The organism is uncultured Methanobrevibacter sp. (assembly GCF_902769175.1).
In the GTDB taxonomy this organism is placed as follows: Archaea; Methanobacteriota; Methanobacteria; order Methanobacteriales; family Methanobacteriaceae; genus Methanobrevibacter.
Genome location: NZ_CACXNW010000020.1, coordinates 44,844 through 70,224, shown reverse-complemented (window position 1 = coordinate 70,224; position 25,381 = coordinate 44,844). Strand labels below are relative to the sequence as shown.

Below are 25,381 nucleotides of genomic sequence, written 5' to 3'. Positions count from 1 at the left end.
TTTTAACTTTTAACAACTTTAAAAATTTTATTATTTTCTATTTTTTAAATTTAACAACTTTATTATTCTCTATTATTTTCCTATTTTTTTTAAATTTAATATCTCCATTATTTTCTATTATTTTCCTATATTTTAGTTTTAAAACCTTTTTTTTATTGGGTCCTTTTCAATTTTGAATATATAAAAAATCTATTTCACTTTTATTTATAAGATATAAAAGTTAAGTTTTTATATAAATTTTTATATATTATTAATTAATGAAAAATTGGGATTCAATAATATGAGTGAAAAAGTGCAATGGGACAGTTACCTTTCATTTTTGCTTGCTATGATTGGTGCAGCTGTTGGTTTAGGAAATATTTGGAGATTCAGTTATGTATTATACTCCAATGGTGGAGGATCATTCTTTATTCCTTACCTATTTGCTATAGCAGTTATAGGAATTCCATTTTTAATCCTTGAATATGGTATGGGATTCAGTTTCAAAGACTCATTTTCCAACGTTTTAAAGAAGATCAATCCTAAATATGAGTTTATAGGATGGATGGTAGTTCTTTTAGTCTTTTTTGTTGTTATTTATTATATGGTTATCCTGGCATGGGATATGGTGTATTTCCTAAACAGCTTTACTTTTGCTTGGGGAACAGATACAAGTAGTTATTTTATTAATAATGTTGGAGGAAGTGCCAATTTACTAGATGCAACTACTTTTATAATTCCTACAGCTATCAGTGTAATTTTCATTTGGGCTGTCCTATGGTATATTTCACATAAGGACCTTGATGAAGGAATTGGTAAGGTTTCCAGAATATTGATTCCATCCTTGTTCCTTTTAATGGCAATTATTATTATCTATGCCCTTACATTGCCTGGACATATGATTGGTATAGATGCATTGCTTAGGCCTAAATGGCATACCCTTTTAGACATTAACATTTGGCTTGCAGCATGTGGTCAAATTGTCTTTTCATTAAGTATGGGACAAGCTATCGCTTTGACTTATGCAAGCTACTTGCCTGAAAAGTCCAAATTGTCAGATAGTGTATTGTATGTGGTTGTTTCCAATTCATTATTTGAAATATTCACTGCATTTGGAGTATTTTCAATACTTGGATATATGTCTCTTCATACTGGAACCGCATTAGAACATATTGTCTCAGAGGGAACAGGGCTTGTATTTGTTGTATTCCCAATGGTATTTAATATTATGGGTCCTTTCGGTAGAGTTTTAGCTCCTTTGCTTTTCCTTGCAATCCTATTTGCAGGAATCACTTCTGCTTTAGCATTATTTGAACCAATGCTTTATTCCACAACCCTTAAGTTTAATTTAAGTCGTAGAAAAGCAACAACCATTTTATCCATTATCGGTTGTTCATTATCACTTTTCTTTGCTACTGGTATAGGATGCTATTTGGTGGCAGTTGTTGATTCATTCATCAATCAGTTCGGTGTTTTATTCCTGATTGGACTTCAATGCATAATCTTTGCATGGATCTACAATATTGATGACTTAATTGTGGTAATAAATGAAAACGGCAGGATAAAGGTTGGCAAGATATGGAAATTCCTAGTTAGATATGTTATTCCTATCGTTTTATTTGCAATGTGGGCAATAGGCATTGTTGACTTATTCAATAAAGCAACTTATTTTGAGATCTTTATTGATGTAATCATTACAGTTACAGTAGTTGCACTAAGCTTTATCTTAACTAAACTCAAACCAATAACTAATTAGGGTTATTTTTTCCTAATTCTTTTTATAATGGATTAAATCTTATTTTTTTTCTTTTTCTAATTCTTTTTATAATGGTTTAGAACTTATTTTTTTTCTTTTTCTAATTCTTTTTATAATGGTTTAGAACTTATTTTTTTTCTTTTTCTAATACTTTAAAAACATAAAAATTTTTACTCTTTTTTCAATTCTTTAAAAAATAAAAATTTTTTATATAACAAAACATAAAGTTTAATTAATGAACACTGTAAAAGCTGCTAATCAAAATGATGAGAAAATATTCACTAAATCCTTCTTTTTAATCTTTGGATCATTGCTTTTCACTGCTCTTGTAATGTATGCATTGATGTCAACTGTAACTGAATATGCTACATCTATGGGTTCAACTGCTACAATTGCAGGTCTTGTATCTGGAATATATATTTTTGGAGGGCTCTGTTCAAGGATTTATTCTGCAAATGCACTGGAAAGGCATGATTGGAAGAAAGTGGCAATGGTCTTCTTATCAATTCATTTTTTAGCATGCATTCTATACTTTTTTGTAAATGATGTGAATCTTCTTTTGATTGTCAGATTTATTCATGGCCTTGGATTTGGAGCTTCAGCAAATGCAATCGTATCTATTGCAACTGCAATACTTCCAAAAAAGAGATTTGGAGAAGTTTTTGGCTACTTTATGTTGGGAACAACCATTGCAGTAGGGTTAGGTCCATACATTTCAGGATTTTTCTATGACAATTGGGGTTCTGTAGGTTCTTTTGGACTTGCTACACTCTTTTCTGCCCTTGGATTATTATGCATGGCCTTTTTGGACTTAAGCAGCTATGACCTTAAAGGAAATGATGAAAACAATGAAGAATCAATTGAAGATTTAAATGATTCAATTGAAGAAAAGTCTAAATTCAGAAGCATTATAGATAAGATATTTGAAATTCCTGCAATTCCTGTTTCTCTATTTACTGGATTGGCAAGTTTAGGATATGTTTCCATTTTATCATTCTATAGGCTTTATGCAGTTGAAGTAAATCTGGTCAGTGATTTTCATTGTTCTTTTTAGTCTATTCACTTGTTTTAGTGGTTTCCAGACCAATTGCAGGTAAGATACAGGATAATTATGGAGATAGGATCGTCTGTTTCACAAGCATCATTTCACAAGCCATTGGTCTATTCCTGATTGCTTGGATGCCTAATGAAATAACTGTTTTCATTTGTGCCTTCTGTGCAGCAATTGGATTTGGTACATTGAATTCCGCTTGCACAGCTATTGTAACAAGGAATACAACTGCAAATCGTCGTCCTTATGCAATTTCAACATTTTTCATCTTTTGTGATGGAACTATGGGCTTTGGACCTGCTTTGCTTGGTTCTTTTGTTACTGCAACTAGTGGATATGCTCCTGTTTACTTCATATCTTCATTCATTACACTTCTTGCATTGCCAATAGCGTTCTTTGCACTTAAAAAATAAGCATTATTTCTAAATATTTTCTTATTTTGTTTAATAAAAATAATTGTTATTGTGTTTTTTTTTAAAAATTTTAACTTATTGTCTTTTTTTAGTTAAAATAATCATAATAAATTAATTTCATCAAAATTAAATCAAATATAATATACTTTATTAAAATATTAATGTAAGCATAAAATAATAAATATAAAAAAGACTATAAATATTCTTATATCAATTATAATCTTGATTTATAGCATTTTTAAAAGAAATCATTGAAAAAATCAATATTTCCTAAATTTATATAAGTCAAATGATTATAAGCAATATAAAACAATTTCGTAGGTGAAACTATGAGTATAACAATCATAATATTAATAGTTATAATTCTTATAATAATCGTAGCTCTTGTCCTTCTTTACAATGGACTTGTAACTTCAAGAAATAAAGTTAAAAACGCATGGGCTCAAATTGATGTTCAATTAAACAGAAGAGCAGATTTGATTCCTAATTTAGTTGAAACAGTTAAAGGATATGCAGGTCATGAAAAATCTGTATTTGAAGATGTTACTGCTGCAAGAGCAGGCTTGATGAATGCAAATGGCGTTAAGGAAATAAGTGATGCCAATAATCAATTGTCAAGCACCTTAAAAACATTATTTGCTGTTGCTGAAAACTATCCTGAATTAAAGGCTAATGAAAATTTCAAGGAATTACAAAGCCAATTAGCACAAACAGAGGATAAAATCGCTTACTCCAGACAGTTCTACAATGACACTGTCTTAATGTACAACAACAAATGCCAAACATTCCCAAGCAATATCATTGCTAACTTGTTTAGATTTAAGGAAGCAGACTTCTTTGAAGTTGCTGGCGAAGCAAGATCAGTACCTAAAGTTGAATTCTAATTATAAAAATTTATTTATCGTAGATAAAGTTGAATTTTAATTATTAAATTTTTATTCATCTTACGTTAAGTTGAATTTTAATTATTAAATTTTTATTCATCTTACGTTAAGTTGAATTTTAATTATTAAATTTTTATTCATATTAATGGAATAGATGGATTATTAATGAATAATCCTCATTCATCCATTAATTAGGAGAAAATATGAATTTAAAGAATACAGGATTGCTTCTTCTTCTCTTTGCATTGATATTCATATCAGTTTCTTCTGCCTCTGCAGTTGATTATTCATTGACAAGTGCACATATGGACTTGGAAGTGCAGGATAATGGAATGCTTAATGTAGCTGAGGAAATCAATTATCATTTTGATTCATCAGCTAATGGTGTTTATAGGGATATTCGCCTAAAGAATGGGCAATCAGTACAAAACCTTCATGTTTATGTTAAGGGAGCCTATTGTGAATATACTGTTATCCCTCAAGGAAATACCTATAGGGTAAAGGTTTATCTCTATAGGGATGCTGCCAAAATCAAAAAGATTACTTCCGGAACTGATATAACATTATATCTCCAATATGAAATGCCTAAAGTAATCAAGGTCTATAATGACGTTGGAGAGATACAGTATAAGGTTTGGGGTGATGAATGGGATGAGGATTTAGAATCACTAAGTGCTACAATCACATTCCCAGACAATAAAAAGCTTGAATACTGGATCAATCCTCCTTCAAGTGATGCAAAAGCCCAATGGGATGATAATGTCTTATACATCAATAACGGCTGGATTCCATCTGGACATTATGTTGAAGCTAGAGCCATCATTCCTTTAAGTGAATTCAGTGATGGGGCACCATTTGCTCAGCATATCAATAAGAATGCAAAAAAGGAGATAGAAAAGATTCAAAATGATGCAGAAAGCCATCAAGGATTCCTGAATAGCATTGGGTCCTTCTTCAATTATCTTTTAGCACTTGTAGTTGCCATTCCTCTTGGAATATACTTGAAATTTGGAAGAGAGCCTAAAACAGATTATCAGGCCATTTATGAACATGAGCCTCCAACCCATGACCCTCCTGCATTTGTCAATGCATTAATGGAAAGCATGTCTAAGAATGTTGGGGAATTAAACCAGCAGGCTTTCCAAGCTACAATCATTGATTTAATCAATAGAGGCAAGCTTGGTGTAGACTCTGAGGAAGATACTGAATTTACCAAAACAACTTTCCTTACAGTGAAAGACACAGAAGGTCTTTTAAGATTCGAAAGGGAATTGATAGACATCCTAAGGGCATATGAGCTTAATGGCAGAATAAGCTTCAACTATATGCAGGATTGCTTACGTTCAGAGTATCATGCAAGGGCTTTCCAAGACAGATACAATAATTGGTGTGAAAACTTTAAGAATGAATATCTGCCTGATGAAGTATTGAAAGAATACTTTGACAAAAGCGGTGCCGATTATATGCTCTTTTCAGGAATTGGTGCATTGATATTAGGCATCATTCTTGTAGTATTTTCATTCCTATTTGATTTCACCAATAGTTTCCTGACCCTAACTATTGGGGTGATTATGGTTATTATAGGTATTGCATGCTTATTAATGCCATCTGGAATTCCAGGCAAATACACATTAAAGGGAAAATTGTATGCAGAGAAATGGAGCAAGTTTAAAAAGTTCCTTCAAGATTATTCCTTGATAAAGGAACATCCTCCTGAATCAATTGCAATTTGGAATGAGTATTTGGTCTATGCTACAGCTCTTGGAGTTGCAGATAAGGTTTATGAAGCTATGAAAATGCATGTATATGGTGGATTGAACGATTATAGCTATACCACTAATGATCTGTTTATGTTCTATTATCTTGGTGGTTATAATCATGTTGGCAGTTCATTCTCTACAGCTTCTTCCACTATTTCCTCTGCTAACAATGACTCCATTGGAGGAATTGGAGGAGGTTCCGGTGGTGGAGGTGGAGGAGCTTTCTAACCCAAGCTTTTTGAGGCTTCGCCTCAAAAACCTTGACCAAAAATATTTTCACTGTTGTTTAGTGGCTGGAATCGAATATCATAAAACAAATTAATTTTTTTCTTTTTTCATTATTTTTTTATCTTATTATTTTACATTTTGTTATTCTATTTTTTTGGTTTTTTATCCTATTTTTATCCTATTTTTTTATTTTAATCCTATTTTTAATTAAAAGTAATACTTTTTAAAATTTTTTATTATTACTATCTTAAAGATTCTTATTAATAGAATAATACTCTTTATAAAGAGTATTACTAATTTAAAGAATTTAGGGCTATTTGTATTAAGATAAAGTTTATATGATTATTACTACAATATATTAAATGACATAATATTACTTTTTAGTAAATTTTTATTATTTTAAAAATTTAATTATCGCTCTGTTACCTAAAAGTTAGAAACATAAAAATTTATTAAATGATATTGTGTTTAAAGATAATAAGTGTATTACTTATTTTCTCTCCTTAATGCATTTGGATAAGATTATAATGATTTGCAGGCAAAAGTTTATTTAAATCTTAAAAATCACTACAATCCAAATATTATTTAACAAAATTTCTAAATCACAAAACATTATATAGCAATCTCTTCTGCAAATTGTTATAATTCTTATCCTCCATATTATTTTTTTTTTTAAGTTCTGATTTTACTAATTATTAAAAATACTCTTTAAATTCTGTTTTTCAGTATTCCTAATCTGCTTCCATTAGGTTTTTTTAGTATTCCTAATCTGCTTCCATTAGGTTTTTTTAGTATTCTTTATCTGTTTTCATCCGGTTTTTATTTTAAAAAATTATATAAAAATTTATATTAAATCCAAATTATAATTATTATTATCATTAAAATAGGTTTTTATAATGGGGATTGTCAATAAATTAGGTTTAGAAAAATCAGTAATTCTGCTTGCTGCAGTCGTTTCATATGTAGGAGCTTTTTTAGCTAACATATCTGTAGCTCTTCCACTTATTGCCCGTGAACTTGCAATGAGCAATATTCTTCAAAATTGGGTTGCAACCATATTCCTGCTTTCAATTGCTGCATTATCCATACCTTTAGGCAAGCTGACAAGTAAATATGGACTTAAGAAATCCTTGCTGATTGGAATAATATTCACTCTAATCGGTGTTATCATTTCCTGCTTTTCAAATACAAGCTATATGCTCTTGTTTTCAAGGGTTGTTCAAGGAATAGGGATTGCAATAATAAATGTGGCTTCAATGGCATTAATCGTTTCAGCAGTACCTCCTGAAACCCGTGAACAGGCTTTAGGATTGAATATTGCAGGAGTTTACATAGGATTGTCTTCAGCTCCTGTTATAGGTGGATTTGTAATCTATTATCTCGGTTGGCAAAGCGTTTTCTATGTTATGCTGCCATTTTTATTGGTTTCAGCATATCTATGCTATGCCTTGGATGATGAATGGACAATGTATGATGGTTCCATCGATAAGCTTGGATCCCTTATTTACATGTTTGGAATATTGCTCTTTGTTTATGGATTCACTATAATAAATACAAGTTTGGGAATAATATTATTAGTCATCGGTTTGGCATTGCTGATTTGCTTTGCGTATATTGAATTGAGGATTGATAATCCTATATTTGAAGTAAGATTGTTTAAGAATGCAAGGTTCTCCTCTTCAAATTTAGCATCCTTGATTAGTTATTTGGCAACTTTTGTAATTACATACATAGTGACCTATCATTTTCAGTACATTATGGGTCTTGACTCCCAAATGTCTGGCCTACTCCTAATAGTAACTCCAGTAATGATGGCAATAATAGCACCTATTTCAGGAAGAATATCAGATAAGATAGATCCTCAAAAGCTTGCAGCTATTGGAATGGGTTTTGTAACTGTAGCTATTTTGATCTTATGCTTCCTGGATGAGACCACTCCATTGTATCTGATTATAATTGCAATGTTCCTGCAGGGATTAGGATATGGATTGTTTTCAACTCCAAATACAAATGCAATCATGAGTTCTGTTCCAAAAGAGGAAACAGGAACTGCTTCTGCTTCATTAGCAGCTATGAGAGTGATTGGTCAAACATTAAGCATTGGATTGTTGACAGTTATTTTTGCTTATATTATGGGAAATGTTCCTATCGTTCCAGAAAATTATCCATTGCTGATGGCAAGTTCAAGGATTTCCTGTATTGTTTCAGCTATTTTATGTGTTATAGCAGTTTGTGCATCATTGGTCGGTTTAAGATCTGATGTGGAATATGAAACTTAACCAAGCTTTACGTCCAAGCTTTTGAACCCAAGCTTTTTGAGGCTTCGCCTCAAAAACCTTGACCAAAAATATTTTCACTTTTTTTGTGATTTGGAATTGTATTGTAGTAAACAAATAATTTTATCGATTTTTACTTTTTTGTGATTTGGTTTGTGATTTGGAATTGTATTGTAGTAAACAAATAATTTTATCGATTTTTACTTTTTTGTGATTTGGAATTGTATTGTAGTAAACAAATAATTTTATCGTTTTTTATTTTTTTATCTTATTTTTCATGATATTTTATCAAAATTTATTTTCATATGGGGTTTAATATAGCAAACATTTATAAGTGACGAAGTTTATAGTATTAGTCCGGTGATATCATGATTGAAAAAAGCAATATTTTAAAGAAACCAGAACAAAAGAGAGAAGTGCCTAATATCGATATTGGTCCTATTATGGCTGCATATTTCTTAGGTTATCTCAAATCACAAAATGGGGATAAAATTGCAGATGAGGACATAGAAAAATTATACATCGGTGCTTGTCTAAAAATGGGAATTGGTCCTGTTGAAGACATCTCTGAATTATTCCAAGCATTATTTGGCTTAGGAGAAGAGGTCGATGATGACAAACCTCTTCAGTACTATGCTTAAATAATCTCATTTTTTCTTTTTTTTTTCAATTTTAACCATTTTTCTTTAAAATAATATTCTAAATCTAATGCTCTAATCACGTAACATTATATAACTGTCAAGGAAAAAATCATAAAGATTGTTCTTTTTTGAAAAACTTAGCATATGCTCATCAATTTTCTCAATTTCCTTTTCATAGTGCTCTTTTGTAAATCCCTTAGAATATTTGATAATAAATTCTTTTTCACGATAAGATCCATCATATGATATAATCACTGACACTCTTCCCAATCCTTTTGCTATTGTGATTTTTTCTATTTCCTTTTTAAATGTGAAAATGTTCTTCTTTTCTTCATCAGTTAATGTTTCATAGATTTCTGGTGCAGGATATTCTTTTACAAGTGAATTATCTTCATTTATGATTCTATACATTATTTTTTCTCCTATCTTATCAAATTTAATTCCACTCAATATCAAATTATTTTTCAAATAAACTCTAATACTCATTAATTTCTTTTAAAAAATAGCATATAAACTTATCTATTTTTTAATTAAATATCCTTTATTTAAATTAATTTTAAAGATAAATTAAGAGATTTTATTAGATATAGTAAACTATAATTAATTTGTTATTTTATTACAAAACAAATAAATCACATTAAATCAATCAAATTGATTTAAATCAACTAACCATAAGAAATTTAATAATATTTTCATTAGATAATTATAAATAATTCTATAAATAGACTATTTTTAACAATATTTTACTTATTTTGCAGTGGTATTATGAGAAGGAAAATCAAAACATTATTCATGACAGTTGGAACAGGAGTTAATCCAAATTCAGACATAGAAGGCTTTCAACATTTGGCCAAGGGAATCTATTCATCTATAAGCAAGATCTATCCGGATTATATAATATTTTTTGCATCTGAATTATCCAAAGGCACTATAGATTTTGTTAAGGAGCTATTTGAAGCGGATGATGATGAGTTCATTGAAGGACAAGATTATGAAATTGTCATTTTAGAGGATATTGACAATTTCAATTCCTGCTTTGAAGCCTTTGAAGCTAAAATATGGAAATTGGATATACTCTCTGAAGAAAAGAATGAAATTATCATGGATTACACTTCCGGAACCAAAACCATGTCTGCAGCTATGGCCTGCTGTGGAATGTTCTATTCAAAGGACCTTATAACTGTTAGTGGAGATAGAAAGAGAGGGGTTGTTTCTCCTGGAACCGAATCAATACAGTTTCAGAATCTCTACAAAGTCTATGACAGGTTTTCAATCATGAGGATGCGAAGCCATTTCAATGAAAACAGATTCTACACTGCAAGTCAGATATTGGATACGATTGTTGATGAAAATATTCCTAAGGAAGACCTTTTAAACCTTGTTAAGGCATATTATGCATGGGACAATATGGATTTTGAAATTGCATACGACTATATGACCAAGGTAAATCATGACAGCATTTTCTTCAATGACATTAGGGATGAATTGAAGATAAACCTTAAGGCACTTGGCACAATTGTAAGGTCTCCTCATGAGAAGCTGAAGTACTGCTATATCCTTGCAAGCATAATCAACAATTCAATAAGAAGGGCAGAGGAATACAAGTATGATGATGCAATCGCTCGTCTATATAGGGCATTTGAGCTTATTGCACAGATAAGCCTTGGCAATTATGGGCTTAAAAGTTCAGATATTGATGTTGGTGTTCTTGAGGAGAAAAACATCAGCAAGGATTTCATTGAAACCCTTGAAAAAACAAGGTCTGAAGGTAAAATAAGGATAGGATTGATTAAGGACTTTGAACTTCTATATGAATTGGATGATGATTTGGGAAAATACTTTGCAGAAAACAGAAACAGAATCAACAATCTCACCATTAAAAGAAACAATTCCATTTTAGCTCATGGCCTTGAATCATTGGATAAGGAAGATTTCGATCAGTTTGAAGAACTAGTTGAATGTCTTGCACTTAAACTAGACAAGGACATGAAAAGGTTTTTGAATGAAACAAGGTTTGCCAAGTATGATTTGAAGTTAAAGATGAATAGGTTTTAATGGAAAATAAGGTTTGCTTTGTATGTTTTGAAGTTTAAATTGAATAGGTTATAACGGTCTTTTACCTTTAAATTTCTAAAAATTATAATTGAAATGATTAAAAAAAGGGTGTTTTTAATTTAAATTCCTTAATTTATAATTGAAATGATTAAAAAAAGGGTGTTTTTAATTTAAATTCCTTAATTTATAATTGAAATGATTAAAAATTTAAATAGCCTATAAAATTTTAAGCTTACAAAAAAAGAAAAAGGAGATTGAATCGGTTTTATCCAATCACATCTCCAACAGTATATCGTGAATCATCTTTTTGACTTGCCTTTTTTAATTGGAAATCGATTATTTTCTGATAGATTTCATCCTCAAATTTAATGTCATTGAACTTTTCTATAAGCAAGTCAAACTTGCCGTTTCTGCGCAATAGATCCGCCTCCATCAAAAGATTGTCATTTTTCACATGCTCATATTGCTCATCATTAATGATTTGTTCAAGCAGATTAATTCCAATCAGTCTCATTTTACGTGCATTTTCCATATCAAAGTCATCGCAAGCCCATGCAGCATGTAGGATATGGAAAAAGTTTGATGCCAAATCATTTGGATTGGACTCTCTGTCAATCATATAAGCCCTATAGAACATAAACGCTTTTTCAGAGTTAAAGTCTATTCCATCACAGCTTTGATATGCTTCACTTTCAACCAATTCTCTTGAACATCCATTGGATGCAGATTCAAATACATTACCGCATTCACACATACATGTGGATTGATACATTGTGCTTCTTTGCATTTCAGGTGGTCTCAAATCCAAATCAGCATAGCCCATGGCATTTGTACTTCCAATCAAGGTGGCTGTTATTTCTTATCCACATACTGGACATTTTATTTCTCTTGGAATAATTGTTGTCATTAAATTCCTCCTTTTTATGTTTTTAATATATATTCGATTTAACAAGTTTATGCTCATGGAAATATATAACTGTTTTGTAATAATATATATTGGATTTTTGAAAATTTTTCATATTATAAAATTCTTATTTTTATTAAATAAGAAGGATTATTTTTTATTTTTTTTATTTTTAAGAACTATATTGACTTATTTTTTATTTTTAATGATTAAAAAGTCTTATTTTTTAATTTAAAGATGTAAGTGAGCACTTACATGCGAAAATCTTTATAAATGGCCTTTAACATATTAATTATTAAGTGTGTTAAGAACACAAGTTTTTTAAAAAGGTTGTATAAATGAAAAGAAATATATTTACAGTTTTTACTTTAATGATTATTGCCCTTGTAGGGCTAGGTATGGTTTCTGCAGCTGATTGTGGCGCTGCAGATAATGTAAGTCAAAATGATAATGTAAGTTTCACCACTGGTGATAATATAGTCATCGATAAAGTATCTGTTGTTGACGAAAACATTAGTGCTGATGTGTCTGTTGGTGATGAAAACATCAGTGATGTTCCTGTTAAAGATGAAAACATTAGTGCTGATGTACCTGCTGTTGATGAAAACAACAGTACTGATGTTATTGGTCATGATGATGTCATAGATAATGAAACTCCTGTTGATGATGTTGTTAAGGATGAAAACGATCATGGTCCTAAAATCAATAACCCTAAGGATTTGGATGTTGGTATCTTTTTGAAAATCAATATGATGTATATGTCAGGATACTCAACCATTGAAATTGGTAAAGAGTTTAACATGTCTGCCGATGAAGTACAAAGTGCTGTAGATGAACTTTGTGTCGTGCCTATTACCAATGAGAAAGCAGATTATGTTTACAAAGCATACGGAACCAAAACCATTGCACAAATGGCTGATGAATTAGGAACCGGTACAACAAAACTTATTTCTTATCTCATCATTTAAAAAATGGAACTTTCGGAGGAGTTTATCAAATCATAATCCATAACCGTAACTTGCATTTGTTATCTGAAAACAAGACCCAATTTATTATTGGGGATATATAATTAATTTTTTATCCATTTCTTTATTTTTTGCTTTTTTTTAATAGTTTTTTTTGTTATATAATAATTAATTATTTATCCAATTCTTTATTTTTTACTTTTTTATAAGTAGATTTTTTTTAATAGATTTTTTTATTATGTATGATTTTTAAAAAAATAACTATTTTTTTAGATATTTAATATAATATAATATAATATAATTTTTGAATCATTTTTCTTTTTTTCCTTAGATCCTTGGTATAATTTTATAATTTTTATTATAATATAAAATCTTTATTTTTTTAAATAAATTAAAATTTAATTTATTTCTTATTTTTAAGAATTATATGACTTTATTTTTTAATTTAAGATGCAAGTAGGCACTTACATGCGAAAATCTTTATATAATCTCTTTAACAAATAATTAATTGAGTTAAGAATAAAAATTTTTTTTTAAATAAAGATGATATAATGAATAGAAATATATTAATCACATTTACTATGATGATTATAGCCCTTATTGGGCTTGGCGTAGCTTCAGCTGCCGATAACGGCACTGTTAATGATGTTGAAATTAATGATATTGATGATGTGGTTGTTGTAGATGACACTGTTGATTCAATTGACGATGTAGATGATGTTGTTTCAGATGATGAAATTCCTATAATCGAGGAAGATGATCATATTTCCAACCAAACTGAAGTTGGTCCAGATGAAAATGATGTTATCACAAAACAAACAGTTCCTGTTGTAGAAAATAGTCAAAAAACAAGAAATTATGAGTTGATTAGCTTTTACTTCTTAGGCACTTTTGATAAGCACAATGAAATGGATATTATCCACCTTGTTCCTATAATTAATAGTCTCGGGGAAATGTATTCAGCAGGACAGTCCTGTAAAGAAATTGGAGAATTGACAAACATGACTGCTGATGAAGTTCAAACCCTTATAGACAAATATTATTTCGATCCTCTTGGAGGAGATCATTTCAGCTATTCCGTTTACAAATTATACGGTACTTTAACCCTTGAGGAAATGGCTAATCAGTTAGGTGTAGATAAGAAACAAGTTTTTCAAAAGGTAATTTTTATCAAATCAGGATTTTTGGGAAAAACTTATAAAGACTTATTCCTCTGTCGTGATATGCATTCATTAAACGAAAATCATCCAGAATTGGTTATCGGTGATTTACACGTCGATTGTATTGATTGGACTTTATTTGCCTAAAAAAACTTTTACTTTTTCTTTTTTTTAATTCTTTTTTTTAAACTATATTTTTTTTATTATAAATTGTCTATTTTTATTAATTATAATGTTTATTATTTGTTTTTTATTTTTAAGAAATCTAAATATTTATTTTTTAATTTAAAGATGTAAGTGAGTACTTACATGCAAAAATCTTTATATGATGTCTTTTACAAAAATTATATCAAGTGTTTTATACACTAAAAACTTTTATAAAGGGGATTTAATGACTAGGAATATTTTAATTGCTTTTGCTATTATGATTATAGCCCTTGTTGGGCTAAGTGTAGCTTCAGCTGCTGATAACGGCACTGTAGATGATGTTGAAATCAATGATATTGATAATGTGGTTGTTGTAGATGACACTGCTGATTCAATTGCTGATGTAAATGATGTTGATGAAATTGCTGCAGATGACCCAAAGCCTGTCATGAGGTATGATGATGTAAATTCTATCCAAACAGAACCTGTTGATGGGGATAATGAGCTTGTTGATAACCAAACAGAACCTATTGTAGAATACAGTGAATATATAATAAGCAATTATGACTTGATTAACCTTTACTACGACACTAGTTATAACAAACACAATGAACTGAATGTTGGATATATTGATTCTGTCCTTGATGAAATCAATTGCATGTATGAATACGGTTTCAGATGTAAAGAAATTGCTGAAAAAGTAAATATGACTGTTGATCAAACTCAGAATGTTGTAGACAGATATCTCTTTACACCTATTGGCGATGATGAATTCACATACAACGTTTACAGATTATATGGTAGTGCAACCATTGAAGAAATTGCTAAAGAGTTAGGTGCATATAATGAACAGGTTTTAGATAAAGTTATGCAAATCAATTCAGGACGTTATGGATCTGATTATAAAAGATTATTCCTTGGCCGTGATATGAATTCAAGGAACGAACAACTTTCTGATTACATTATTGGTGATATATAGGTTAAAATCCAATAATTATTTTTTTTTTTTTTTTTTTTTTTTTTTTATTAAGATGTGATTTCTATTGGCTTTTTTTCAAGGATTTTTTTTAAATTTTATTTTAATTATTTTGCTTAATTTTCTTACTTAAAATTTAATTTTAGTTAATTTAATCTGCTTATTTGGAATTTTATTTTTTATTCATTTGACTGTTTTTATTATTTTAATTTAATTTTAGCTGTTTTTATTATTTAAATTTAATTTTAGTTATTTTTTCAGCTTATTTGGAATTTTATTTTAATCTATCTGGCTGTTTTTCTTATTTAAAATTTAATTTTAGTTTTTCATCTGCTTTTTTCAATTTAAAAATATTTTGAAAATTCTTATTCATATGTACAATTTCAACAAAAAAATTTCAATAGATTTAAATTTTTTAAAAACATACTACTATTAAAAGTTCATACAAGGGGAATATTTATGTCAATCTTCAATTTTAAAATCAAGAATGTAGGCTCAATAAGAAAAGCGGATATGGATATGGGTAGAATCAATGTTATAGGCGGAAAGAATAGTACAGGAAAATCCACAGCAACAAATCTGCTGTACTGTTTCATAAGGGCAATCTCAGCTCATAATGATTCTACGTTAAATGGTCTGATGGAATCTGAATTTGACATAACAGGTCCTCAAGAGGATAGGGACTGTGCATGTGTCCACGTAGAAATGTTGGATTTTTCATATAAAATTGACTTCAAGAATTATGAGTTCATCAAAAACGGGGATGTTGAATTCACTAAAGTGTTTTACTTTGATTCATTCTCATTGTTTGACAATAGGTCAGGAGGCACATACTTCCTGGAGCATGTAAAGGCATTGGAAGATGCCCTAATAATAGATAATGATAAGAAGCCTAAAAATGATTTGGAAGTGGAAAGGATCCTCAATGAAATCCTTGGAGGATATATGCAGGAAGAGAATGGAGAACTCTTCTTCCTAAGAAAGAACGGATTGAAGACCCGAATGAAAAACACATCTTCAGGAATCAAGCAGCTTGCCCTATTCCAAACACTTCTTAGAAACGGTGAATTGACGAAACACAGCTTTCTCATTATGGATGAGCCTGAAGTCAATCTCCACCCTGAATGGCAGGTTGAGTTTGCAAAGATTCTTGTTCTTTTGTCTAAGGAATTGGAGCTTGCAATTTTCGTTGCTTCCCATAGCCCATTCTTCATTGAAGCAATTGAATTATATTCTCAATACTATGGCCTTATTGATGAATGCTTTTTCTTCCTGACACAGCCATCTGAAGATTTAAAGTATGATATAATCAATATTGATTCCAATAATCTTGAGGAAATATACAGAAACCTTGGTCAGCCTTATGACATTTTGGATGAAATCAAGATGGAATTGATGTTTAAGAAGTTAGATGGTGATTAGATGAACGATATTGAAAAGTTTGATGAGTTTCTATCATCATACAATAAGTACTATCAGCCGGTTTCAGAGATATCAATGCCATGTCCGACTCATGATAAGAATTGTCCTTCAAGGAAACAGCAGGAATGTGTAAGCAAAAACAAGGAACCTCTTGTAAGTAGTGATTTCATGATGTATTCCTTTGACGATATTTGTAGGACTACTGATATTATAAATGTTTGTAACCTGCCATCTACATGTGATGCCTTATATTTGGATAAAAAGAGAAAAGTTTTATATTTCATTGAGTTCAAAGGTGTTATAATCGATTGGAACAACAAGAGAAAAGAGCTTAATAATGTATTGCGTTATATTAGCAATGACAGTCCATGTAAGGAAAAGTATTATAATAGATTGAAGAGGATTTACAATAATACTGGGGATGAGCTTGCATTTAAGCTAAGATTGAAGCCATTTGAAACACTTGATTTGGCTTTGCCTAATGTCTATAAGGATTATTGCATTAAGAACAATATTTCTAAAGAGGATATGATCGATATTAGGGAGTTCCTATCTAATATGAAGAAGGTTTATATTGTTGTAGCCATTTCAGATAAGCGGAATCCTACTGCAGATAGGGTAGGCTCATATAGGTTTATCTTAAGAAAGCCTTTTGACAGATTAAGAGATTTAGGACTCTTTGAAATAGTTGAAATAATGGATCATAATGAGTTTAAGTTCTTTTTGGATAGGATTTAAGATATTATTTCTTAATTTGCCTATCTTTCTTTTTTTTAAATAATGAAAATAATATTTAAAATTATATTTTATCAAATTATGAAAAAGTAATTAATATTAATAATTAAAATACAAGCTATTTTTTTTAAAATAATTGCAATAAAACTTTAAATGAAAATTATTGAAATTAAAATGGGACTTTTTGTTAAAATAAGATGATGTACTTTTTATAGCTTATTTTGATTTTATTAGACTTCTTAATAAGTAAAAATTAGTATTATGATTTTATTAGACTTTTTTATATGTAAAAATTAGTATTTTGATTTTATTAGATTTCTTTATAAGTAAAAATTAGTATTATGATTTTAAGTCTAAACTTTTTTACAAACTCAAAAAAATAAAAAAATAAAAAAAATAAAATAAAGACTTATAAAAGTCTAAATTTTATTTTATAACAACTTTAGCTATCTTTTTAACTGCAGAATATGTACTGTCTCCAGCATATTTTACAGTGAAACTGTATATCTTTTTAGCAGACAAGCTTACTTTAACGCTAGCTAATCCCTTAGCATTGGTAGTTGCCTTATAGGTTTTGCCGTTTACTGTAAAGGTAACAATCTTATTCGGAATCAATTTTCCATAGGAATCCTTTAATGTAGCAGTAAGGGTTTTAATCTTGGCAGCTACCTTATAGGATTTGTTTGGAACAGTTAAAGTAGGAGTCTGAACATTTACAGTAATCTTAGCTACAGCAAAGCTTGCATTGTATTTTTCATCACCTAAGTAACAGATTGCAAATGTGTAAACCCCTTTATAACCGAGATTGATTTGGAGTCTTGCAGTTCCGTTTTCATCAGTGACTATGCCGTCTTCCTCATCATAGATTACACCATTGAACCCTATTTGCATAGGAGTGTTTGCCATAGGCTTTCCATTTGCATCCTTAAGGGTGAAATAGAAGTATTCTCCATTTCTTCCATCTATCTTTGTATCAATGGTTTTTGTAACCATATCCTCATACTCTATAACTGTAGCTGTTCTCTTTGTTTCAATGCTTGCAGTTCCATTTGTAAGAGGAACTTCATATTCAACGCCATCAACAAGAACCTTAATAAGCTCATTGATGTTTACATCATTGAAATTGAACTTGATTTCATCGCCGCTGACATTTAAGTTGCTGATTGTCATTTTAGCCACTCCATCAATAATCTCAGCAGTGTAGTTTACTCCATTGACAGTTGTTGTGATATTTCCTGTTGCATTCTTGTTGAATACAAATTCCATAATGGGTTCAACCTTGGTGTTTTCAGTCACTTCAAATTCCTTGTTTAATTTAGCGGAATTGAATTGGCTGTCACCCATATAGGTTATTTTTACATTATAGCTTCCAATTGGCAATACAAAGCATCCAACTGCTTCTCCATTGTTTACTGGAAGATAAATTATTTCTCCATCAATGTCAAATGCAATCAATCCGTTTGCAGTTTCATTTACTTTAGCAGTAATGGTTACATCATTTCCATCTACATCAATCTCTGCTTCAATTGTTGTGTTTTTCAATTCAGGAATATCTTCGGTTATGATGAAATTACAGCTGGTGTTTGCAGTATTGAATCTTTCATCTCCAAGGTATGTGACTTTGACTAAATAGACTCCAGCATCAAAAGTGTTGGTGAAACTTGCCTTAGAGTCGATTATTGGAGCATAGTATTTTTTGCCAGCGATTTCAAACTCAACAAATCCAGTTGCTTTAGAACCTAGTTCTGCAGTGACTGTTACGATATTTCCATCTACAGATGCACTTGCAGATACAGTAGTGTTTTCAGTAGGGACTATTTCAACGATTTTCTCTTTAGTGGTGTAATTGAAATACTTGTCACCTGAATAGATAGCAGTTATATTGTAGGTTCCATTAGGTAAATATGCATAATATCCAACAAAATCCGGATCATCAGATATTCCAATGTTAACCACAGTATTATTGATGTGCAATTGGATAAATCCAGTTGCTTCAGGGTTGATGTTGAAATTGACTTTCAAAATGTTGTCTGAAACTTCTGTAAGAAGCTCAAATTCAGGGTCTTTCAAGACTATATCTGGAATGCTTACATCTATCTTTGCTTCAGCTGGGTTGAATTTATCGTCACCTAAGTATTTAACGATTGCAGTATAGTTTCCATATGCCAATCTTGTTTTGTATGTAGCTAAACCGTTGTTTACCTTCACATAATCTATATCATCATCAATCTCTATTGATACAAAGCCATTTGTTCTGCTGTTAAGATGCAGGATCAATTCAAGTTCATCATCAGTGATGTTGCTTATGATATCAATGGTTGTGTTTTCAAGTTCAGCTTTGTTGATTGTGAAATTGACAGCAGTTGAATTGCCGTTAAACCATTCATCACCTAAATATTCAACCTCCATTTCATAATTGCCTTCTGGGAAATAGCCGTTGAATACAGCCTTTCCAAAGTATAGTTCAATATTGTAGGTGGTTCCATTGATGGTAAATGCAATGTATCCTTCAGCATCTTCATCCACTTCTGCAGTGACTTCAACATAGTTTCCATTTACAATTGCTTCAGCGCTTATTGAAGTGTTTTTCAATTCACGGTCCTTAATGTCAAAGCTAAAGTTTGTGCTGTTTGCATTGAATCTGTCATCACCTAAATATGCTACAAGTGCATTGTAACTGCCTTCTTCCAATTGATTGAAGTATTCAACCTGACCGTTTTCAATATGTTAGTATGTTGGAGTTCCATCTAGATCTATTAATAAAAAAAGTTATAAAAAAAGTTTTAGTAGTCAAAATAATTTGACTACTGCATTTCAGCTAATTTAAGGCTGTCATAGTATTCTTCAGCTTCAGGTTTTTCAACGAAAATATGAACACTTGCCTTATTCTCTTCAACAATCTTCTTGACATCATCAATAGTTATGTTAAAGAATTCTTTTCTACGATTTATTTTATTAACACGCTTTTTATCAAATCTTTCATGCAGGTTTGATTCTAGAGTATATGCATCCTTGCTGAATATGAATACATGTGAATCATATTTGAAAGGTACTGATGCATTGCTTAGTTCTCTGATTCTTTCTTCAGGATCATCACGCCGTGTAACACCAATCTTGAAAACTTCTTCTCCAAAACTACCAATGTTTGAAATGATATATACATATCATGCTCCAGGTGTTTCTCTCCATTCATCAATTTTTTCAATTTCCTCATTGTTCTTTTCAAGTGCAGCCTTGAATTTTGCTATTTCTGCTTCAAGTTTTGCTTTCTCTTTATCATTAGCAGCTTGCATTTTTTCTTTTGCTTTCTCAAGTTCATCATTGATTCTATCATTCTCTTTATTAAATTTGTTCTTTTCTTTTTCAAGTTTTTTCTGTAGTTTTTTCTCTTCTCTTTCTCTTTCCCTAGCCTCTGCAAGAATTTCTTTTTCTTCTTGTTTTTTAACTTCGTATTCATAAGCAAGGTACATTTCATCTAATTTCAAGTTTAAATATCCTTGAGTGATATGTACTTTTTCTCTAGAGTATAGATTATTCAATGTGTTGAATGATTTTTGGATTCTCTTTTCACTGCTTTCCAAATTAGAATGTTTCACCTTGTTGATTATTACTTCAGTTTCGTTGTTGAAACTTCGTAGAATCTGTTTAATGTTTGCATTTATGAATGCTTTTCCTTTTGATTTGCTTCCATCAATTGTCCAGTCTGTCGCTCCGACAGCTGCAGTTTTATCCTTAATCATTTGTTTTTGTTGTTTTCTGACTGCATCCAATCTTTCTTTATATGAGATGGAATCAACAAAATTATATTTAGGTTCATATAATCCGTATACTTGCATTTCAGATTCATCTTTAGCAAGGTCTAACTCTTCTTGAAGTGACTTAAGTTCTTGATCTAACTTATTGATTTCATCTCTTTTGTCTTTGAGTTTCAAATCAAGTTCACTGTTTTTAGACTTTTCAAGTCTTTTGTAAGTTTCATCAATGCCATCAAGTTCTTTTTGTTTGGCTGCTAATTTTTGATTAATCTCTTTTTCCTTGTCTTTTTCCATTTGCTTGAGCTTTGCATCAATATTTTCTATTTCATCTTTCTTTGCTTGAAGCTCTTCAGATACACTCTCTTCTTGTTGCTTGACTTTCTTGTTTAATAGGTATACTCCTATTGCTGCAATTGGTACTCCTATCCATGCACCAACCATTGTTAGACAAATCAGTAAACCTAAAATGATTAAAATTAAACCAAGATTTTCTTTCAATTCCATATGTTTTTTCTCCTTTATTTGGTATGTTTTTTTATTAATTTTTAATTTAAAATTAATTTTTTTTGTAAATTATATTTTCATTTTCAATTTTATTTAATGCTTTCTATTCATTCCATTTTATTTTATTATTATTATTCAATTTTCAAAAAATTTTAATAGTTTTTTATATATAGTTTAATATAGTAAACCAAAATGTTAAAGGGAATTGAAATAAATGTAGATAGAGCGGATTCCTACAAGTGGAAAAGAGCATAATCCTATTTCTTTTTTTACTAAAATTGTCTACAGATTGGAAATAAGACAATGAAAAAATGTGATTGATGTTGAAATATCAATTGTATAATATATCAGATTATGCATAGGGATAACATTTGCAAATAGTGAGGCAATATCAATGGCAAGATATAGTGTAGTACGTTTGAATATAAATGGAAAAGATTTAATAGGTGTTGAAAATCTTCGTGATGTGGAAAGAAATGCCCTTTCGACACAGAATGCAATATATATCTACCGAGGGACAAAGACACAGAAGATATATATATTGGTCAGACAGCTCATTTTACGGAACGTCACAAGCAGCATTATAATGGAAATGAAGAAAAGTTCAACACAGGAGGCTTTAATAAGGTCTTAGTAGTATTTTCACAATACTTTAACCGTTCAGCATTAGATGATGTAGAAAGTCAGTTGATCACTTACTTTAAAGCAGATAATCCAAAATCAAGAAGAGTCACAATCGAATTTGATACAGCTGAAGTTACGAACATGACTGGAGGTAACAGTGTCAACGATTATGCAGACAAAGAAAAAGTTGCTTCTGAAGTAATATTGCCGTTCTGGGAAGAGGTTTTGTATAATGAAGGTTGGGTTAAAACTCCAACTCTTGATGAACTTAGAGCCCAAGCACTTGTAAAATATAGTCCAATTAAAATTTTGACTCCTGAACAGGGCCTACTCATTAATGAAATAATAAATAATCCTACCACAAACTTTGTCATCAATGGGGATGCTGGAACTGGTAAAACTGTCCTTTTGACTCATCTTGTCGCAAATATGCTCATAGAACGACCTCAAACACGGATAGCTGTTGTGGTTCAGCCAAACTGGGAAAAGACTGCTGAGGAGATATTCCGGATATATGGGATGAACAGCAGTTCCCTTAATGTCCTTACATCATCAAAGCTCATTAACAATGATGAAAAGTATGATGTCATAATTGTAGATGAGTCACATAAGTTATCACGTAAATATGGTAAGCAACACCCCTTCATTTAATGCCGTATATAAGATACCTGGAAACGAAAATTGCGAATCACACCTTGAGATAATCAAAAAACTTGGAACACAAGTCATCCTTATGTATGATGTGCTTCAAGCAATACGGCCCGCAAATGTTACAAGGGAGATGTTTAAAGACTTAACAAAGAATTATGAGAAGAGATTCTTGAAAACACAATTCAGAATACAAGCGCCGAAGGGAAAGTCATATACTTCCGATGATTATGTTAATGGTATCAAATACCTTTTGTATAAGGATACAGGACTTTTAAGTTCTGCACTAACCAATTATGATCCTTTATTTAATCGTGATGTTTTCAGAGATAATGATTTGGATGCATATTTTGGGTATGTTAATGGTAAGCCAATGCGCCAGTTATTTGACTGGATAGAAGACGATAGGAATTTTAATCCAGAGCATATCAATAGAGTCTTATCAGGAATGTTCTGTTGCGATACAGTTGATATATGGGCTATCGCTCACGGCAGAGATCCATCAATTACACATTTCCACGAAGATGGATTTGACAGGAGATGGAACTCTACTCAAGAGAACTGGATAAACATAAAAGATGATGATGCAGAAGATCAAATAGGTTCCATATTTGCGGTACAGGGAATAGACCTTAATAAGGTTGGTGTCATGATTGGTCCAGATATCAAGGTAAACGATGAGGGTAAGCTTGAAGCAGTACCCGATACTCACAACAACACTAATAATAAATTCTCGATTGAAGAGATGGAAATACCTGACAACCAGTATGAGTTTACACTCTACATCTTAAATCAGTATTATGTTCTTCTTAAAGAGATATCGATGGTATTCGTGTAGGTTTTTGGGAAAATGAAGGTTTTAGAAAGTATATGAAGATGTTCTGGAAATTGTGTAATATGATATCTCGGACAATGAATATGGTGATTTTTTGGAATTGAAATAAATTGAAAGTATTTTAAGAAACATTTAGAAAAGATATGGAAATTATCAATAAAATTAAGAATAAATATTAATAACAAAGGATAATATCTTATCAAGGATTTTAAAAGTTCTGAAAAAATTTAATATTTTTAAGGAGAATTAAAATGGAAGAATTAATGCAGGAATTAATCAAATTTCAAACAGAGAGGGATTGGGAACAATTTCATACTCCAGAAAACTTAGCAAAATCGATTTCTATTGAAGCTGCGGAATTATTAGAACACTTCCAATGGAATAATGAATACAACAAAGAGGAAGTTGTAGATGAATTGGCTGATGTTTTAAATTACTGTTTTTTAATGGCTGATGCATTAGATGTTAATGTTAAAGAAATAGTTTTAAATAAGATGGAAAAAACAGCTAAAAAGTATCCTATTGAAAAAGCAAAAGGAATTTCCACAAAATATGATAAATTATAATTGGATTTTATGTTAGTATCAAAAACGTGAAATTTTGGATTATGTTTAAATGTAACCATACCTGAAGAAATATATGTGTTTATACGATAAAATTGAGGAATCACTTCAAACTTAGATTGATTTCTAGACTTATCAATGGAATTAATTCATTATGTATGCCTAAAATGGGATTTTAAGGTATGTGAGTAGTTCTTGAATTTTCCATTCCACTTCAAAAAAATAGATTTTATCTCAATTGTTTTAAGGAAGACAAAAAAAATATTGTTATCACATAACTTTAAAATAGTTTTTAGCAGATAATATAAGATGAAAAGTTAGCACAGTATGGCAATTGCAAAGATTTGGGATAAGCTGAATAACAAGGTTGAATTTAATAGAAATCAATGTCTTATTTTGGCATTATTATGTATAAAAGAAGACTTATGGCTAAGTTTTTAACTAATAAATCTTAATATGTTGGTTTTTCAAGATATTGGTAATAATTATTTAGAATATTGTGATTTAATTATATTTTATTTAATTTTATTTTTTTTTAGAATTTTGCAAACCTCCTATTTTTTTAAAATTTTTTATATTTTTTATAAAATTTTTCATTTTTTAAAATTGTTATAAAATTATTATTTTGTATTTAAACATTATTTTTTGTTATTTTTTATTTATTTTATATAAAATTAATTAAAATAACTATTATAATGTTTTTAATTTTTTATTTTATCAGTAAAGTATTTATTTTAATTCTGCAAATATATTTAAATATATGCCTAATTTTTATGTTTGCAAATTAGGTCTTAAAATTCCTGCAATATTATCCAGTATTTTTGTTTTTAGAGAAAAATTTGGGTGCTATTGCAAAGGGTTATCCACTAAAATAAGGATTGCGACGTTTACAGGATTTTTTATCATTACTCTTGTCATTATTGCAAAGGGTTATCCACTAAAATAAGGATTGTGACTGTTTATGTTTATTATCATTTTTTTTGCCTCCTTTTATTGCAAAGGGTTATCCACTAAAATAAGGATTGCGACAATTCTTTTTCAATCATCTTGAAATTCTCTTTCAGATTGCAAAGGGTTATCCACTAAAATAAGGATTGCGA

Annotated in this window: 21 protein-coding genes and 1 CRISPR repeat array (1 of these 22 running past the window's edge); of the genes, 16 read left to right on the top strand and 5 right to left on the bottom strand. The window is 30.2% G+C overall.

Annotated features, from left to right (window positions below; all coding sequences use genetic code 11):
* Positions 1 to 280: 280 nt before the first annotated feature.
* The 7 genes from QZV12_RS08190 to QZV12_RS08160 all read left to right on the top strand — a co-directional run bounded on the left by QZV12_RS08190 (position 281) and on the right by QZV12_RS08160 (position 8,988).
* Positions 281 to 1,735 (top strand): sodium-dependent transporter, encoded by a 1,455-nt coding sequence (locus QZV12_RS08190; protein ID WP_295620059.1) that lies wholly within the window; start codon positions 281 to 283, stop codon positions 1,733 to 1,735.
* Positions 1,736 to 1,970: 235 nt separating this feature from the next.
* Positions 1,971 to 2,789, top strand: coding sequence for an MFS transporter (locus QZV12_RS08185; RefSeq protein ID WP_295620056.1), 819 nt, complete (start codon positions 1,971 to 1,973; stop codon positions 2,787 to 2,789).
* Positions 2,777 to 3,199 carry an MFS transporter gene (locus tag QZV12_RS08180; protein WP_295620054.1) on the top strand — a complete coding sequence of 141 codons (423 nt, stop codon included), beginning with the start codon at positions 2,777 to 2,779 and terminating at the stop codon, positions 3,197 to 3,199. Before QZV12_RS08185 ends, QZV12_RS08180 begins: the two co-directional genes overlap by 13 nt.
* Positions 3,200 to 3,528: 329 nt before the next feature.
* Complete coding sequence (locus QZV12_RS08175) at positions 3,529 to 4,083, top strand: LemA family protein (protein WP_295620052.1); 555 nt, start codon at positions 3,529 to 3,531, stop codon at positions 4,081 to 4,083.
* 203 nt (positions 4,084 to 4,286) lie between these two features.
* A complete protein-coding gene (locus QZV12_RS08170) occupies positions 4,287 to 6,071 on the top strand; it encodes a DUF2207 domain-containing protein (protein WP_295620049.1) in 1,785 nt (594 codons plus the stop codon).
* 896 nt (positions 6,072 to 6,967) lie between these two features.
* Positions 6,968 to 8,350 (top strand): MFS transporter, encoded by a 1,383-nt coding sequence (locus QZV12_RS08165; protein ID WP_295620045.1) that lies wholly within the window; start codon positions 6,968 to 6,970, stop codon positions 8,348 to 8,350.
* 365 nt (positions 8,351 to 8,715) lie between these two features.
* Entirely contained in the window at positions 8,716 to 8,988 is a 273-nt protein-coding gene (locus QZV12_RS08160; protein ID WP_295620042.1) for a hypothetical protein, read from the top strand.
* A gap of 72 nt (positions 8,989 to 9,060) precedes the next feature.
* Here the strand turns inward: QZV12_RS08160 and QZV12_RS08155 are convergent, their stop codons facing one another.
* On the bottom strand, positions 9,061 to 9,399 hold the full coding sequence (locus tag QZV12_RS08155; protein WP_295620039.1) for a hypothetical protein: 339 nt from the start codon (positions 9,397 to 9,399) through the stop codon (positions 9,061 to 9,063).
* Between the two features lie 354 nt (positions 9,400 to 9,753).
* Between QZV12_RS08155 and QZV12_RS08150 the strand changes: the two genes are divergently transcribed.
* A complete protein-coding gene (locus QZV12_RS08150; RefSeq protein WP_295620036.1) occupies positions 9,754 to 11,043 on the top strand; it encodes a TIGR02710 family CRISPR-associated CARF protein in 1,290 nt (429 codons plus the stop codon).
* A gap of 265 nt (positions 11,044 to 11,308) precedes the next feature.
* Here QZV12_RS08150 and QZV12_RS08145 read toward each other — a convergent pair whose 3' ends face one another.
* Entirely contained in the window at positions 11,309 to 11,887 is a 579-nt protein-coding gene (locus QZV12_RS08145) for a hypothetical protein (RefSeq protein WP_295620033.1), read from the bottom strand.
* Positions 11,888 to 12,285: 398 nt separating this feature from the next.
* On the opposite strand from QZV12_RS08145, the gene QZV12_RS08140 reads away from it, so the two are divergent.
* The 5 genes from QZV12_RS08140 to QZV12_RS08120 all read left to right on the top strand — a co-directional run bounded on the left by QZV12_RS08140 (position 12,286) and on the right by QZV12_RS08120 (position 17,355).
* Positions 12,286 to 12,915, top strand: a complete 630-nt coding sequence (locus QZV12_RS08140) for a hypothetical protein (RefSeq protein WP_295620030.1) — start codon at positions 12,286 to 12,288, stop codon at positions 12,913 to 12,915.
* 548 nt (positions 12,916 to 13,463) lie between these two features.
* Positions 13,464 to 14,219, top strand: coding sequence for a hypothetical protein (locus tag QZV12_RS08135; protein WP_295620027.1), 756 nt, complete (start codon positions 13,464 to 13,466; stop codon positions 14,217 to 14,219).
* A gap of 244 nt (positions 14,220 to 14,463) precedes the next feature.
* Entirely contained in the window at positions 14,464 to 15,198 is a 735-nt protein-coding gene (locus tag QZV12_RS08130; RefSeq protein WP_295620025.1) for a hypothetical protein, read from the top strand.
* A 456-nt stretch (positions 15,199 to 15,654) separates the two neighbouring features.
* Positions 15,655 to 16,617: an AAA family ATPase gene (locus QZV12_RS08125; RefSeq protein WP_295620022.1), complete on the top strand. Its 963-nt coding sequence runs from the start codon at positions 15,655 to 15,657 to the stop codon at positions 16,615 to 16,617.
* Positions 16,618 to 17,355: a hypothetical protein gene (locus QZV12_RS08120; protein ID WP_295620019.1), complete on the top strand. Its 738-nt coding sequence runs from the start codon at positions 16,618 to 16,620 to the stop codon at positions 17,353 to 17,355. It abuts the gene before it with no gap.
* 423 nt (positions 17,356 to 17,778) lie between these two features.
* Here QZV12_RS08120 and QZV12_RS08115 read toward each other — a convergent pair whose 3' ends face one another.
* From QZV12_RS08115 to QZV12_RS08105, 3 genes are all read right to left on the bottom strand, one after another.
* Positions 17,779 to 20,043 (bottom strand): Ig-like domain repeat protein, encoded by a 2,265-nt coding sequence (locus tag QZV12_RS08115; protein WP_295620016.1) that lies wholly within the window; start codon positions 20,041 to 20,043, stop codon positions 17,779 to 17,781.
* Positions 20,044 to 20,156: 113 nt separating this feature from the next.
* Positions 20,157 to 20,504, bottom strand: coding sequence for a GIY-YIG nuclease family protein (locus QZV12_RS08110; protein WP_295620098.1), 348 nt, complete (start codon positions 20,502 to 20,504; stop codon positions 20,157 to 20,159).
* Positions 20,505 to 20,516: 12 nt separating this feature from the next.
* A complete protein-coding gene (locus QZV12_RS08105; protein WP_295620013.1) occupies positions 20,517 to 21,611 on the bottom strand; it encodes a DUF5362 family protein in 1,095 nt (364 codons plus the stop codon).
* 501 nt (positions 21,612 to 22,112) lie between these two features.
* Here QZV12_RS08105 and QZV12_RS08100 point away from each other — a divergent pair.
* The 3 genes from QZV12_RS08100 (at position 22,113) to QZV12_RS08090 (ending at position 24,284) form a co-directional block, all read left to right on the top strand.
* Positions 22,113 to 22,886 (top strand): GIY-YIG nuclease family protein, encoded by a 774-nt coding sequence (locus tag QZV12_RS08100; protein ID WP_295620095.1) that lies wholly within the window; start codon positions 22,113 to 22,115, stop codon positions 22,884 to 22,886.
* A complete protein-coding gene (locus tag QZV12_RS08095; protein WP_295620010.1) occupies positions 22,834 to 23,721 on the top strand; it encodes a DNA/RNA helicase domain-containing protein in 888 nt (295 codons plus the stop codon). Before QZV12_RS08100 ends, QZV12_RS08095 begins: the two co-directional genes overlap by 53 nt.
* Positions 23,722 to 23,969: 248 nt before the next feature.
* A complete protein-coding gene (locus tag QZV12_RS08090; RefSeq protein ID WP_295620008.1) occupies positions 23,970 to 24,284 on the top strand; it encodes a nucleotide pyrophosphohydrolase in 315 nt (104 codons plus the stop codon).
* Positions 24,285 to 25,128: 844 nt separating this feature from the next.
* A CRISPR array of direct repeats spans positions 25,129 to 25,381; the repeat unit is 33 nt; unit sequence TATTGCAAAGGGTTATCCACTAAAATAAGGATT (it continues 629 nt past the right edge of the window).

What these genes read in the sequence shown, in the direction of transcription:
- QZV12_RS08185 (WP_295620056.1), top strand. Translation starts at nt 1,971, where the DNA reads ATGAACACTGTAAAAGCTGCTAATCAAAATGATGAGAAAATATTCACT.
- QZV12_RS08120 (WP_295620019.1), top strand. Translation starts at nt 16,618, where the DNA reads ATGAACGATATTGAAAAGTTTGATGAGTTTCTATCATCATACAATAAG.
- QZV12_RS08150 (WP_295620036.1), top strand. Translation starts at nt 9,754, where the DNA reads ATGAGAAGGAAAATCAAAACATTATTCATGACAGTTGGAACAGGAGTT.
- QZV12_RS08130 (WP_295620025.1), top strand. Translation starts at nt 14,464, where the DNA reads ATGACTAGGAATATTTTAATTGCTTTTGCTATTATGATTATAGCCCTT.
- QZV12_RS08095 (WP_295620010.1), top strand. Translation starts at nt 22,834, where the DNA reads ATGAGTCACATAAGTTATCACGTAAATATGGTAAGCAACACCCCTTCA.
- QZV12_RS08165 (WP_295620045.1), top strand. Translation starts at nt 6,968, where the DNA reads ATGGGGATTGTCAATAAATTAGGTTTAGAAAAATCAGTAATTCTGCTT.
- QZV12_RS08140 (WP_295620030.1), top strand. Translation starts at nt 12,286, where the DNA reads ATGAAAAGAAATATATTTACAGTTTTTACTTTAATGATTATTGCCCTT.
- QZV12_RS08125 (WP_295620022.1), top strand. Translation starts at nt 15,655, where the DNA reads ATGTCAATCTTCAATTTTAAAATCAAGAATGTAGGCTCAATAAGAAAA.
- QZV12_RS08155 (WP_295620039.1), bottom strand. Translation starts at nt 9,399, where the DNA reads ATGTATAGAATCATAAATGAAGATAATTCACTTGTAAAAGAATATCCT.
- QZV12_RS08175 (WP_295620052.1), top strand. Translation starts at nt 3,529, where the DNA reads ATGAGTATAACAATCATAATATTAATAGTTATAATTCTTATAATAATC.
- QZV12_RS08105 (WP_295620013.1), bottom strand. Translation starts at nt 21,611, where the DNA reads ATGGAATTGAAAGAAAATCTTGGTTTAATTTTAATCATTTTAGGTTTA.
- QZV12_RS08090 (WP_295620008.1), top strand. Translation starts at nt 23,970, where the DNA reads ATGGAAGAATTAATGCAGGAATTAATCAAATTTCAAACAGAGAGGGAT.
- QZV12_RS08190 (WP_295620059.1), top strand. Translation starts at nt 281, where the DNA reads ATGAGTGAAAAAGTGCAATGGGACAGTTACCTTTCATTTTTGCTTGCT.
- QZV12_RS08160 (WP_295620042.1), top strand. Translation starts at nt 8,716, where the DNA reads ATGATTGAAAAAAGCAATATTTTAAAGAAACCAGAACAAAAGAGAGAA.
- QZV12_RS08170 (WP_295620049.1), top strand. Translation starts at nt 4,287, where the DNA reads ATGAATTTAAAGAATACAGGATTGCTTCTTCTTCTCTTTGCATTGATA.
- QZV12_RS08135 (WP_295620027.1), top strand. Translation starts at nt 13,464, where the DNA reads ATGAATAGAAATATATTAATCACATTTACTATGATGATTATAGCCCTT.